An 11,951-nucleotide genomic window follows, 5' to 3' on the forward strand; every position below is an offset into this window, starting at 1 on the left:
AAGGGCGATCAGGCCGCCTTGACCAGCAACGCGCCGCTGGTGCGGTTGGTCGTGGGGTCGACCACGATCAGGGCGCCGCCAACGCGGTTGTCCAGGTAAGGCTCAACCGGCAGTGGCTGCTGTGTCTGGATCTGCACGCGGCCGATTTCGTTGACGGCCAGCTCGCCAGCATCACGGTCTTCCAGCGTGTGGATGTCCAGGCGGTTGTCGATCGAGGTGATGCGCGCCTGCACCCAGCGGTTGCCATGGCGCACCCAGTACTTGCGGCCGACCACGGCGGGTTCGGTATCCAGCCAGGCCAGGGTGGCGGTGAAGCTGTCCGTGGGCTTGATGCTGCCGGGCGTGTGGATCCAGTCGCCGCGCGAGACGTCGACCTGGCGGTCCAGCACGATGCCGGCGGACTGGCCCGCTTCGCACGAATCGACCACCAGGGCCGAGTGACGCACTTCAGCCACGATGGCCGTCTGGCCGCTCGGGAACATCTGCACTTCGTCGCCGGCCTTGACGGCGCCGTGGGCAATACGGCCCCAGAAAGCGCGGTACTGGTGGCCCGTGCCGGAGGCAGAGGCTTCGCCTTCGCCCACGCTGTCGCGGGTCACGTACTGCACGGGGTGCAGCAGGGCGCCGTCGTGGCGCTCGTCGCTCGGCGGCAGTTCTTCCAGCACTTGCAGCAGCGTCGGGCCCTTGTACCAAGGCCAGTTGGCGCTGGGCGTGGTCACGTTGTCGCCACGCAGGGCGGACACGGGGATCACGCCCTTGCTGTCGATGCCGGCCTGTGCCGCGAAGGCTTCCAGCGAGGCCTTGACGTTGTTGAAGGCGGTTTCGGTGTCCTGCTCGATGGCGTCCAGCTTGTTGATGGCGAACACGATGTTGGGCACGCGCAGCAGGTGGGCCAGCAGGCTGTGACGGCGGGTCTGGGCCAACAAGGGCACAGGCGACGCTTTCCAGTCGATCTTGGTGATGTCGACCAGCACCACGGCGGCGTCAGAACCAGCGGCAGCCGTCACCATGTTGCGGGTGTACTGCTCGTGGCCTGGGGCGTCGGCGATGATGAACTTGCGCGTCTTGGTCGCGAAGTAGCGGTAGGCCACATCGATGGTGATGCCTTGCTCACGTTCGGCTTCCAGGCCGTCGGTCAGCAGCGACAGGTCGATTGGCGCACCGGCGGCGCGCTTTTCCAGCGCATCCAGCTGGTCGGCCAGGATGGCGCGGCTGTCGAACAGCAGGCGGCCGATCAGGGTGCTCTTGCCGTCGTCAACGCTGCCAGCAGTCAGGAAGCGCAGGGCCTTGTGGGCGAGCTCTTCGCGAGCTTCGTTATGGGTCACGGTAGTCATCAGAAATAGCCTTCCTTCTTGCGGCGCTCCATCGAGGCCTCGGACGTGCGGTCGTCCATGCGGGTGGCGCCACGTTCGCTCACGGTCACGTGCAGGGTTTCAGCGACGATGTCAGCCGGGTTGGCCGCATCGGATTCGACCGGGCAGGTGCAGGTCATGTCGCCCACGGTGCGGAAGCGCACGTCCACGGTCTCGATGGTTTCGCCTTCGAGCGCGGGGGTGACGTCGGTCAGCGGCACCAGCAGGCCCTTGCGGCGCATCACCTGGCGTGGGTGCTTGAAGTAGATGTTGGGCAGCGGGATGTTCTCGCGGGCGATGTAGAGCCACACGTCCAGCTCGGTCCAGTTGCTGATGGGGAAGGCGCGGAAGTGCTCGCCCGGCTTGATGCGGGTGTTGAACAGGTTCCACAACTCGGGGCGCTGTTCCTTGGGCTGCCATTGGCCGAAGCTGTCGCGGTGCGAGAAGATGCGCTCCTTGGCGCGGGCCTTCTCTTCGTCACGACGGGCACCACCGATCAGACAGTCGAAGCGGTTGTCTTCGATGGCTTCGAGCAGGGTCACGGTCTGGTGGCCGTTGCGCGATTCCAGCGGGTGGGCCAGGCGCACGGTGCCGCGCTTGATGGAGTCTTCCATGTGCGCGACGATCAGGCGCTCGCCGATTTCCTTGACGCGGCGCTCGCGGAACTCGATCACTTCAGGGAAGTTGTGGCCGGTGTCCACGTGCACGAGCGGGAAGGGCAGCTTGCCTTCCAGCTTGCCTTCGGCGTTCTTCATCTTGAAGGCCTTCTCGGCCAGATGCAGCACCACGCAGGAGTCCTTGCCGCTGGAGAACAGCAGGCCCGGGCGCTCGAAACTGGCGGCCACTTCACGCAGGATGAAGATGGCTTCTTCTTCCAGGGCGTCCAGGTGGCGGTGGTCTACATCCGCCAGCAATTGGTTCACATCAGTCATAGCTTCAACTTGGGTCTTCGATTTCAGTTTTTGTGGACGTGCAGGCCGCATTCCTTGGCCTTCTCGTCTTCCCACCACCAACGGCCGGCGCGGAAGTCCTCACCCACGGCGATGGCACGGGTGCAGGGCTCGCAGCCGATGCTGGGCATGAACTGGTCATGCAGCGGGTTGTAGGGCACGTGGTTGACGGACACGTAGTGCCACACATCGCCCCAGGTCCAGTCGATCATGGGGTTGAACTTGGCGCGGCCCTTGTCGTCCAGCTCGTGCGCGGCCATGTCGCCACGGTTGTTGGACTGCTCGCGGCGCAGGCCCGTGATCCACGCGGTGCGATCGGCCAGCATGCGGCTGAGCGGCTCCAGCTTGCGGATGCCGCAGCAGGCCTTGCGCAGGTCGATGCTCTCGTACATGGCCTTTTCGCCGTTCTTCTGCACGAACTCGATCACGGCTTCCTGCACAGGCTTGTAGACCTCGACGTGGAGGCCCGCGTCGGCATAGTGCGTTTCGATGGTGCCGATCAGCGAGGCCGTCTCGGGGTGCAGCTTGCCGGTTTCCAGCGTGCCAATGGCGATGGGCAACTGGTAACGCGCGATCAGATCGGTGACGATCATGTCTTCCACGCCCAGGCTGGTGGCCTGAACCACCTTGCCGTTGTGCTCGATGGCCGCAGCCTTGAGCAGCTCGACCGTGGCGTGCACCTTGTCCGCGTAGGTCGGGCTCGGGTTGTTGTACAGCGTGATGGCCGAACCGGCCGGCGCGGGCCCGCCGATCAGGGACGAACTACCGAGAGAGGATGTGTCGCTCATCAGCAATGCTCCTTGGTTCAGGCCGCGCGGCCAAACACAGGCTTGGTCACCTTGACATCGCCCTGGTAGTGGCCACGGGCTGCAAAGAACCCCAGCGCACGCTCGGCCGCGGCACGGTCCTGGTCACCGCGCAGGGTCACCGCGTCAAAGCCGGAGCGGGCCAGCAGGGGCATCATGTCCACGAGCACTTCACCCGTGGCGCGGATCTCGCCCTGGAAGCGGTAGCGGGCACGCAGGATGTGCGCTTGGCTGTAGGCGCGGCCGTCCACCCACTTGGGGAACTGCAGCACCACCAGGGCCAGCTTGGACGCATCGGCTTCCAGCACTTCGATGTCGGTGTCATTGGGCAGGATCACGCCAACGGGCTTGTAGTCGGCTGAGCCTTGCGCAGGCCACTGCTCGCGCACCGCGTGCCATTGGCCCAGTGTCAGCAGGCTGTGGCTCTTGATGGGCGGGTGAGACATGGGGCCGTCTTCGCCGCCAACCATGCGCCACTGGTCGTGATGAGGGTCGATGAATTTCATGTGCTTGTCCTTCCAGGCGCAGATCAGGCTGCTTTCGCCGAGTCTTTGGCCGTCGTGCGGCGAACGGCATTGGCCGCTGACTTGAACGGGTCGAGGCCAATGCGCTTGACCGTGTCGATGAACTTCTCGTTGGCGGCGCGCTGGCCTTTGTAGGTTTCGATCACGGCTTCGATCACATCGGTGACCTCATCGGCTGCAAACGAGGGGCCGATGACCTTGCCAGCGGTGCTGACCGGTGCATGGTCGGAACCGTCCGAGCCGCCCAGCGTGATCTGGTACCACTCGGTGCCGTCCTTGTCGACGCCCAGGATGCCGATGTGGCCGGTGTGGTGGTGGCCGCAGGAGTTGATGCAGCCGGAGATGTGCAGGTCGATGTCGCCGATGTCGTACAACTCGTCCAGATCCTGGTAACGCTCGATCAGCTCATTGGCGATGGGGATGGAGCGGGCGTTGGCCAGCGCGCAGAAGTCGCCGCCCGGGCAGGCGATCATGTCGGACAGCAGGCCCAGGTTGGCCGATGCCAGCGTGGCGGCCTTGGCCGCTTGCCACAAGGCAAACAAGTCTTCTTCGCGCACGAAGGGCAACAGCACGTTCTGGTCGTGCGTCACGCGCAACTCACCGCAGCTGAACTTGTCAGCCATGTCGGCGATGGCGTCCATCTGCACATCGGTCACGTCGCCAGGCGCCTGGCCCACGCGCTTGACCGACAGGTGCACGTTCTTGTAGCCCTGCACCTTGTGGCCCTTGACGTTACGCTCCAGCCACTTGGCGAACTGGGTCTTGTCAGACGCAGAGGCATCAGCGGGCAGGCCGTTGCCGGCGGGCGTGTAAGCCTTGACCAACTCGGGGTAGCTGAAGCCCACGTTCACGCGATCGAACTCGGCCTGCGGGATGATGTGCGCGGCACCGTCCACGTCACGCGTCAGGATGTCGCTGAACTCCTGATTGACCTGATCAAAGAACTTCTGGCCTTCGGCCTTCACCAGGATCTTGATGCGGGCCTTGTACATGTTGTCGCGGCGGCCGTAGCGGTTGTACACGCGCACGATGGCCTCGATGTAGACCAGGATCTGCTGCCAGGGCACGAAGCTGTTGATCACGGTGCCGATGACGGGCGTGCGGCCCATGCCGCCGCCCACGATCACCTTGAAGCCGATTTCGCCTTCGTCATCCTTGACCAGCTGCAGGCCGATGTCGTGCCAATAGATGGCGGCGCGGTCTTCCTTGGCGCCGCTCACAGCGATCTTGAACTTGCGCGGCAGGAAGGCGAACTCGGGGTGCAGGGTCGACCACTGGCGCAGCACTTCGCAGTAGGGGCGTGCGTCGATGATTTCGTCCTCGGCCACGCCCACCATGGCGTCAGCCGTGATATTGCGGATGCAGTTGCCCGAGGTCTGGATGCCGTGCATGTTGACCTCGGCCAGCAGGTCCATCACGTCGGCGCTCTTGGCCAGCGGGATCCAGTTGTACTGGACGTTCTGGCGCGTCGTGAAGTGGGCGTAGCCGCGGTCGTATTCACGCGCGATCTTCGCCAACTGGCGGATCTGCTTGCTGGACATCTCGCCATACGGCACCGCCACGCGCAGCATGGGGGCGTGGCGCTGGATGTACCAGCCGTTTTGCAGACGCAGCGGGCGGAACTCGTCGTCGCCCAGCTTGCCAGCCAGGTTGCGCTCCAGCTGGTCACGGAACTGTGCCGCGCGCTGGCGGACGAACTGTTTGTCAAATTCAGTGTACTGATACATGGCAAGTCTCCCGCACTCAAGCAGGGTGTCGATGTGTCAAGGTGCGCCTGGCACATCCCCGAGGGGATACTGTGCTGCGGCATGTCTCGTCGTGGATCAAGCCGCCAGCAAAACCTTCCTGGCGGCAAGGAGCAGGCAGGCGCAAAGCGCAAAACGCGTGATTGTCTCAGGCAAATGCTTGGTCAGCTTGGCTGATACCCAGATTGCGGGGATGGAACCGATCAGCAATTCGATGAGCAACATCCAGTTGACGTTGCCCAGCGACGCATGCCCGATGCCCGCCACGATGGTCAGCGGCACGGCGTGCGCGATGTCGCTGCCCACCAGGCGCTTCATGTCCAGGCGAGGGTAGAGCAGCAGGATCATGGTGGCGCCCAGGGCGCCGGCCCCGATCGAGCTCAAGGAGACCAGCACACCCAAAATGGCGCCACAGAGCACAGTCAAGGGTGCGCGACGCTCGCGGGTGATCCAGCGCTCCAGCCAGATGCCGACCTTGTGCCAAACGGGGCGAAACGCCACGGTCACCGCCGTCAGCAACAGCGCGATGCCCAGGGCGTAGGCCAAGGCGCTGCCCCCACTCTTGTGGATGCTGAACTGGTGCATGGCCACCATCGTGAGAATGGTGGCCGGGATGCTGCCCAGCAAGAGCTTCTTGACGATGTGATAGTCCACATGGCCTTCGTGGTGGTGCGCTATCGAGCCCGACACCTTGGTCAAACCGGCAAACCACAGATCGGTACCAATGGCCACCGCTTTGTCGAGACCGAAGACCGAAATCAGCAGAGGTGTCATCAGGGAGCCGCCACCAACGCCAGTCAGCCCCACAATCGAGCCCACTCCGGCACCGGCCCCAACGGCTGTCCAATCGAAATTCATTGAGACGCTGCAGCTTTCTGAACACGCTCACACGCCAGAGACGTGGAACAAGGTGAAGAAGCCTGAACTGTAGAAAACTTGCATATAAATGAAAAGAACATTTTTAGAAGTTGTTTATTCCTCAATGGAATATGGGGTGTCCAAGCGGCTGCTGACACTCGGGGCTGCGCTGTCCTTGAGTGCTTGCAGCGTGTTCCAGGAACCACCCGCGCCCATGCCTCCACCGCCTCCGGTCGTGGTCATGGCGCCCAAACCGGCACCTCGCCCCCCGAAAATCGGGCTGGCCCTGGGGGGCGGCGCTGCGCGTGGTTTCGCCCACATCGGCGTGCTGCAAGTGCTGGAAGAGCAGGGGATCAAGCCGGATCTGGTCGTGGGGACGTCTGCCGGCAGCGTCGTGGCCACGCTGTACGCCGCAGGCAAGACACCCGCCGAGCTCACCAATATGGCCATGACCCTGGACGAATCGACCATCACGGACTGGGTGTTTCCGGGGCGTTCCCTGCTCAAAGGCGAGGCCCTGGCCAAATTCGTGCGCAACCTGACCGCAGGTCGCCAGATCGAAAGCATGCGCATGCCGCTGGGCATCGTGGCGGCCGACCTTCAAAACGGCCAGCCCATCCTGTTTCGCAGAGGGGACCCGGGTATGGCGGTGCGCGCTTCCAGCTCGGTGCCCGGGGTGTTCGAGCCGGTCAAGATCGGCGGGCGCGAGTACATCGACGGTGGCGCCGTGTCACCGATCCCCGTGCGCTATGCCAAGCAGATGGGCGCCGACATCGTGATCGCCGTGGACATCTCGGCCATTCCCGAGGGCCAGCCGACCAAGGGCGCCGTGGACATCCTGTTGCAGACCTTCAACATCATGGGGCATGCCATCAGCCAGTACGAGTTGCAGGATGCGGATGTCGTGATGCGCCCCAAGCTGGAGGGCATTGGCAGCACGGAATTCAGCGCGCGCCGCCTGTCCATCCTGGCCGGGCGCGAAGCCGCCTTGATGGTGATGCCTCAATTGAAGGAGCGCATTGCCGCCAGGACGCGTTGATCAGCGAGGCGTGCCAAACGGCGCGCCGCTGAGCTTGCTGCCTTCCTTGAAGCCGCGCTTGGTGAACCAGCCTGTGTTCATCTCCAGCACGAAGCGAACAGGTTTGGTCGAGCAATGCGGGTCCAGCGTCTGAGGCTTCATCTCATCCACGTTTACGACCGTACCGTCGTCAGCGACAAAAGCCACCGCCAGCGGGATGAGCGTGTTCTTCATCCAGAAGCACTGCTGGCCGGCGCGCTCGAAGATGAACAGCATGCCTTCATTGGCGCCCATCGCGGTGCGGTACATCAGGCCGATTTCGTGCTCCTGAGGCGTCTCGGCGACCTCGGCCTTGATGTTGTGCATGCCCGCACCCAGCATCACGGTGGGCAGGTGTTGGGCACGGTCCTGGGCCAGCGCGGAGGCGGGGGCCGTGAAACCCAGAACAGCCAAGCTTGCGGCCACAGCAGCCGTTGCCCGGGCAGACAGGCGGGCAACTTGAAACACAATCCGAGACATGAACTTGATCCTTGTTGGGGTTAACCCGTAAATTTCCGTGTAGATTGCCGACCGGTGTCGCCTCAGGCACCCGTCTGGTCGGCCACCGCGGCAGCCAGACTGTATCAGCCAGCCCGATGACCCAGACGCCCATCCAGCCCTCCTTTTTGCCGCCCGTACCTGACCTGACTTCGGCGCAGGTTGCGGGCCTGGACGACCCGGCCTTGCTCGCGCAATGTGTGGTGGACGTGCCTCTGGGCAGCAGCCTTCGGCGCATTGGTCTGGGCCTGTCGGGCATGTACTGCGCGGCCTGCTCCATCACCATTGAAGACGCCATCCTGCGCGTGCCGGGTGTGCGCGAGGTGCAGGTGCAAGCCGCTTCCCAGCGGGCCCGCATCCTGCTGGACCCGGCCAGAACAAAGCTGTCCGAGGTGGTCGCCGCGGTGCAAAAGGCTGGTTACCGGGCCTGGCCTGACGCCGCCGCGCGTGCCGGCAACGAGCGCCTGATCGAGCGCCGCAAGCTCCTGTGGCGCTTGTCCGTAGCTGCTTTTTGCATGATGCAAATCATGATGGTCACGACCATGCAGTACGTGTCTGGCCCTGACACCATCCCCAAGGATCTGTGGAACCTGATGAACTGGGCGGGGTGGGTGCTGAGCCTGCCCGTGATGCTCTTTTCATGCGGGCCGTTTTTCTCCGGCGCCTGGCGTGCCGCCCGACAAGGGCGCATCGCCATGGACACGCCCGTGGCCCTGGGCATCGCCGCGACCTTCATCACCAGCACCGGCGCCACCTTTGGCGGCCAGGCGATCTTCGGCCACGAGGTCTATTTCGATTCGCTGACCATGTTCGTGACCTTCCTGCTGGGCGGGCGCTGGCTGGAGGGGCGCGCACGCGAGAAGGTCACCCAATCGCTTGAATCTCTGTGCGTGCAACTGCCCGAGGCGGTCGACAAGGTGATCGACGCTGATGCCAACCTGGCCGACGTGTCCGCGTCCCGAACCGAGTCCATCCCGATTTCGTCGCTCCAGCACGGTGACAAGGTGAGGGTGGCCGTGGGGCAGGTGTTTCCGGCTGATGGTCAGATCCTCGCAGGCCAGACCGATGTCGACGAATCCTTGCTCACCGGCGAGTCCCGGGCTGTGCGGCGCCAGGCAGGGCAGATGGTGGTGGCAGGCAGCATGAACCTGGGCTCGCCCGTCTGGATGACGGTTGAACGCCTGGGGCCGGACACCCGCTACCAGCAGATCGTCTCCCTGGTGCAGCAGGCCATGACCGAAAAACCAGGCTGGATGCGGCAGGCGGATCGCATGGCCGGGCCCTTTCTGTGGGCCGTCCTCGCACTGGCCGCGGGCAGCGCCATCGTCTGGCAGTTCATTGACCCCTCTCGCTCGGTCTGGGTGGCTGTTTCCGTGTTGGTGGTGACCTGCCCATGCGCTCTGTCGCTGGCCGCACCCTCGGCATTGCTGGCTGCAGCCGGGGCCATGGCCCGTCAGGGCTTGCTCGTGCGCCGCCTGGACGCCCTGGAAGCGCTGGCCCATGTCGACCGCATCTATTTTGACAAGACCGGCACCTTGACCGAGGGCGAGTTGCGCGTCGTGGGCCTGGTCAGCCAGGCCAGCGGGGAACAGGTCTCCGACGGGCTCACCGGCGCGTTGCGCGAACGCTGGCAGACGGCTGCCGCCTTGGCCTCGCAGTCGCAACACCCCTTGTCTCGCTCGCTGGTCAAGGCCGTGCAGGAAGTCGGCGGCTTGATGGGACAGGGCTGGCTGGATGTACGCGAGCTGGCTGGCAAAGGTGTGGAAGCGCGTGACAGCCAGGGCGTGAGCTGGCGCCTGGGCTCGCGCCACTGGGTGCTCGAAGGCGGCGACCAGGCCTTGCATGCATGGAGTGAAGGCCTGCCCGAGGCGCGCGTCTGGCTGGCCGCTCGCGCTCAGGGCGGTGAATTGCAGCCCGGCAGTGCCACCGGCTTCGTGTTCGACGAGACCTTCCGCGAGGAGGCCGGCCCCACGATTGCCCGCTTGAATGCGCTGCAGTGCCAGACCGCATTGCTTTCGGGGGACCAGGAAGGTCGGGTAGTTGCTGCGGCGCAACATCTGAGCGGGTGGGGCGAACTTGTGATCGCCAAGGCCCACGCCACGCCAGAAGACAAGCTGCAAGTGATTGCCCAGGCCCAGTCGCAGGGCCACCGCGTAGCCGTTGTGGGTGACGGCATCAACGATGCCCCCGTTCTGGCCAAGGCCGATGTCTCCATCGCGCTTGACCAAGGGGCGGCATTGGCGCAATCTCAGGCGGATCTGATCGTGGTGGGGGGGCGTTTGCTCGGGGTGCCGCTGGCCGTCGAAACCGCACGGCGTGCCATGCGCATCGTCAAGCAGAACCTGGCCTGGGCAGCGATTTACAACCTCAGCTGTATTCCGCTGGCCTTGATGGGCCTGCTGCCGCCCTGGCTTGCCGGCCTGGGCATGGCGCTCAGCTCGCTGGGGGTGGTCTTGAATGCACTTAGACTCGGCGCCTTTCGCTCGTAAGGCTGCCCTACATCATGGAAATCCTGTACGTCCTGATCCCCGTGTCCGTTTTACTCGTGCTGGCGATCTTGGCCGTGCTGGGTTGGGCCGTCAACAGTGGGCAATTTGAGGACATCGAACAAGAAGGGCTGCGCATCTTGCAACCCGAGGGGCAAGCAGATGGGGGCAACGTTGAGCCTCATCAAGATTAGATAGTGGTTTGCCCCCACAATTAAGTCTGTAACAAAGGAGAAGAAGAGATGGCAACCACCCACTCTGCCACGTACAACGATACGGTTGTCCGGCAGTTCGCCATTGCCGCCGTCCTATGGGGCGTTGTCGGTATGGCTGTCGGCGTCCTTATCGCGTCCCAACTGGCTTGGCCGGAACTCAATTTCGGCATTCCCTGGCTGACCTATGGTCGCCTTCGTCCCCTGCACACCAATGCGGTGATTTTTGCGTTCGGCGGCTGCGCCCTGTTCGCAACGTCTTACCACGTGGTGCAACGTACTTGCCAGACGCGCCTTTTCGCAGGCCCTCTGGCTTCGTTCACGTTCTGGGGCTGGCAACTGGTGATCCTGCTGGCCGCGATTTCGCTGCCCATGGGTTTCACCACCGGCAAGGAATACGCCGAGCTGGAGTGGCCGATCGACATCCTGATCGCTGTGGTCTGGGTGTCCTACGCCATCGTGTTCTTCGGTACCGTCGGTACGCGCAAGATCCGTCACATCTATGTGGCCAACTGGTTCTACGGTGCCTTCATCATCGCCGTGGCCCTGCTGCACATCGTCAACAGCGCTGAAATCCCCGTCTCGCTGACCAAGTCCTACTCGGCCTACGCCGGTGTGCAAGACGCCATGGTCCAGTGGTGGTACGGGCACAATGCCGTGGGCTTCTTCCTGACGGCAGGCTTCCTGGGCATGATGTACTACTACATCCCCAAGCAGGCCGGCATGCCCGTGTATTCGTATCGCCTGTCGATCGTGCACTTCTGGGCCCTGATCTTCACCTACATGTGGGCGGGTCCTCACCACCTGCACTACACCGCGCTGCCTGACTGGACGCAATCCGTCGGCATGGTGTTCTCGCTGATCCTGCTGGCGCCTTCCTGGGGCGGCATGATCAACGGCATCATGACCCTGTCGGGTGCCTGGTACAAGCTGCGCGACGACGCGATCCTGAAGTTCCTGATCGTGGCCCTGTCGTTCTACGGCATGTCGACCTTCGAAGGTCCGATGATGTCCATCAAGACCGTGAACTCGCTCTCGCACTACACCGACTGGACGGTCGGCCACGTGCACTCGGGCGCCCTGGGCTGGGTGGGTCTGATCTCGATGGGTTCGCTGTACTACCTGATCCCGCGCATGTTCGGTCGTACCACGATGTACTCCGTGTCGGCCATCTCGCTGCACTTCTGGGCGGCCACCATCGGCATCGTGCTCTACATCGCCGCGATGTGGATTGCCGGTGTGATGCAAGGCCTGATGTGGCGTGCTGTGAATCCGGACGGCACCCTGGTGTACTCCTTCGTGGAGAGCGTGAAGGCAACCTATCCGTTCTACGTGATCCGCGTGTCTGGTGGCTTGCTCTACCTGGGCGGCATGATCCTGATGCTGTGGAACACCGTGATGACCGCGACCAATGGCCGCGCCGTCAACGCGCCGATCCCTCAGCCTGCTCACGCCTGATAAGG

At 63.8% G+C, this 11,951-nt stretch carries 11 protein-coding genes; 4 read left to right on the top strand and 7 right to left on the bottom strand.

Features of this window, described 5'->3' with window-relative positions:
- Nucleotides 1-8: 8 nt before the first annotated feature.
- The 6 genes from JY96_RS20515 to JY96_RS20540 form a co-directional block, all read right to left on the bottom strand.
- A complete protein-coding gene (locus tag JY96_RS20515; protein WP_035040262.1) occupies nucleotides 9-1,334 on the bottom strand; it encodes a sulfate adenylyltransferase subunit 1 in 1,326 nt (441 codons plus the stop codon).
- Nucleotides 1,334-2,284, bottom strand: a complete 951-nt coding sequence (cysD, locus tag JY96_RS20520; protein ID WP_035040265.1) for a sulfate adenylyltransferase subunit CysD — start codon at nucleotides 2,282-2,284, stop codon at nucleotides 1,334-1,336. The genes JY96_RS20515 and cysD overlap by 1 nt, the downstream gene beginning before the upstream one ends.
- Nucleotides 2,285-2,307: 23 nt before the next feature.
- Entirely contained in the window at nucleotides 2,308-3,090 is a 783-nt protein-coding gene (locus JY96_RS20525; RefSeq protein WP_052162812.1) for a phosphoadenylyl-sulfate reductase, read from the bottom strand.
- 17 nt (nucleotides 3,091-3,107) lie between these two features.
- Nucleotides 3,108-3,614, bottom strand: coding sequence for a DUF934 domain-containing protein (locus tag JY96_RS20530; RefSeq protein WP_052162813.1), 507 nt, complete (start codon nucleotides 3,612-3,614; stop codon nucleotides 3,108-3,110).
- Between the two features lie 23 nt (nucleotides 3,615-3,637).
- On the bottom strand, nucleotides 3,638-5,359 hold the full coding sequence (locus JY96_RS20535; protein WP_035040268.1) for a nitrite/sulfite reductase: 1,722 nt from the start codon (nucleotides 5,357-5,359) through the stop codon (nucleotides 3,638-3,640).
- Nucleotides 5,360-5,455: 96 nt separating this feature from the next.
- A complete protein-coding gene (locus tag JY96_RS20540) occupies nucleotides 5,456-6,235 on the bottom strand; it encodes a sulfite exporter TauE/SafE family protein (RefSeq protein ID WP_035040271.1) in 780 nt (259 codons plus the stop codon).
- A 214-nt stretch (nucleotides 6,236-6,449) separates the two neighbouring features.
- On the opposite strand from JY96_RS20540, the gene JY96_RS20545 reads away from it, so the two are divergent.
- The gene (locus tag JY96_RS20545; protein WP_235333997.1) at nucleotides 6,450-7,274 is read left to right on the top strand and encodes a patatin-like phospholipase family protein; all 825 of its coding nucleotides are present in this window, start codon (nucleotides 6,450-6,452) and stop codon (nucleotides 7,272-7,274) included.
- Here the strand turns inward: JY96_RS20545 and JY96_RS20550 are convergent, their stop codons facing one another.
- A complete protein-coding gene (locus JY96_RS20550; protein ID WP_052162814.1) occupies nucleotides 7,275-7,772 on the bottom strand; it encodes a DUF192 domain-containing protein in 498 nt (165 codons plus the stop codon). It lies immediately after the preceding gene.
- A gap of 116 nt (nucleotides 7,773-7,888) precedes the next feature.
- Between JY96_RS20550 and JY96_RS20555 the strand changes: the two genes are divergently transcribed.
- The 3 genes from JY96_RS20555 to ccoN are packed head-to-tail and all read left to right on the top strand — an operon-like array spanning nucleotide 7,889 to nucleotide 11,946.
- Nucleotides 7,889-10,279, top strand: coding sequence for a cation-translocating P-type ATPase (locus tag JY96_RS20555; RefSeq protein ID WP_052162815.1), 2,391 nt, complete (start codon nucleotides 7,889-7,891; stop codon nucleotides 10,277-10,279).
- 14 nt (nucleotides 10,280-10,293) lie between these two features.
- Nucleotides 10,294-10,470: a cbb3-type cytochrome oxidase assembly protein CcoS gene (gene ccoS / locus JY96_RS20560; RefSeq protein WP_035040277.1), complete on the top strand. Its 177-nt coding sequence runs from the start codon at nucleotides 10,294-10,296 to the stop codon at nucleotides 10,468-10,470.
- 48 nt (nucleotides 10,471-10,518) lie between these two features.
- Nucleotides 10,519-11,946, top strand: coding sequence for a cytochrome-c oxidase, cbb3-type subunit I (ccoN, locus tag JY96_RS20565; protein ID WP_035040279.1), 1,428 nt, complete (start codon nucleotides 10,519-10,521; stop codon nucleotides 11,944-11,946).
- Nucleotides 11,947-11,951: the final 5 nt, after the last annotated feature.

It is taken from the genome of Aquabacterium sp. NJ1 (assembly GCF_000768065.1).
GTDB lineage: Bacteria > Pseudomonadota > Gammaproteobacteria > Burkholderiales > Burkholderiaceae_C > Aquabacterium.

Coding starts and splice junctions, on each gene's coding strand:
- JY96_RS20530 (WP_052162813.1), bottom strand. CDS start 3,614: ATGAAATTCATCGACCCTCATCACGACCAGTGGCGCATGGTTGGCGGC.
- cysD (WP_035040265.1), bottom strand. CDS start 2,284: ATGACTGATGTGAACCAATTGCTGGCGGATGTAGACCACCGCCACCTG.
- JY96_RS20550 (WP_052162814.1), bottom strand. CDS start 7,772: ATGTCTCGGATTGTGTTTCAAGTTGCCCGCCTGTCTGCCCGGGCAACG.
- JY96_RS20555 (WP_052162815.1), top strand. CDS start 7,889: ATGACCCAGACGCCCATCCAGCCCTCCTTTTTGCCGCCCGTACCTGAC.
- JY96_RS20515 (WP_035040262.1), bottom strand. CDS start 1,334: ATGACTACCGTGACCCATAACGAAGCTCGCGAAGAGCTCGCCCACAAG.
- JY96_RS20535 (WP_035040268.1), bottom strand. CDS start 5,359: ATGTATCAGTACACTGAATTTGACAAACAGTTCGTCCGCCAGCGCGCG.
- ccoS (WP_035040277.1), top strand. CDS start 10,294: ATGGAAATCCTGTACGTCCTGATCCCCGTGTCCGTTTTACTCGTGCTG.
- JY96_RS20545 (WP_235333997.1), top strand. CDS start 6,450: ATGCCTCCACCGCCTCCGGTCGTGGTCATGGCGCCCAAACCGGCACCT.
- ccoN (WP_035040279.1), top strand. CDS start 10,519: ATGGCAACCACCCACTCTGCCACGTACAACGATACGGTTGTCCGGCAG.
- JY96_RS20525 (WP_052162812.1), bottom strand. CDS start 3,090: ATGAGCGACACATCCTCTCTCGGTAGTTCGTCCCTGATCGGCGGGCCC.
- JY96_RS20540 (WP_035040271.1), bottom strand. CDS start 6,235: ATGAATTTCGATTGGACAGCCGTTGGGGCCGGTGCCGGAGTGGGCTCG.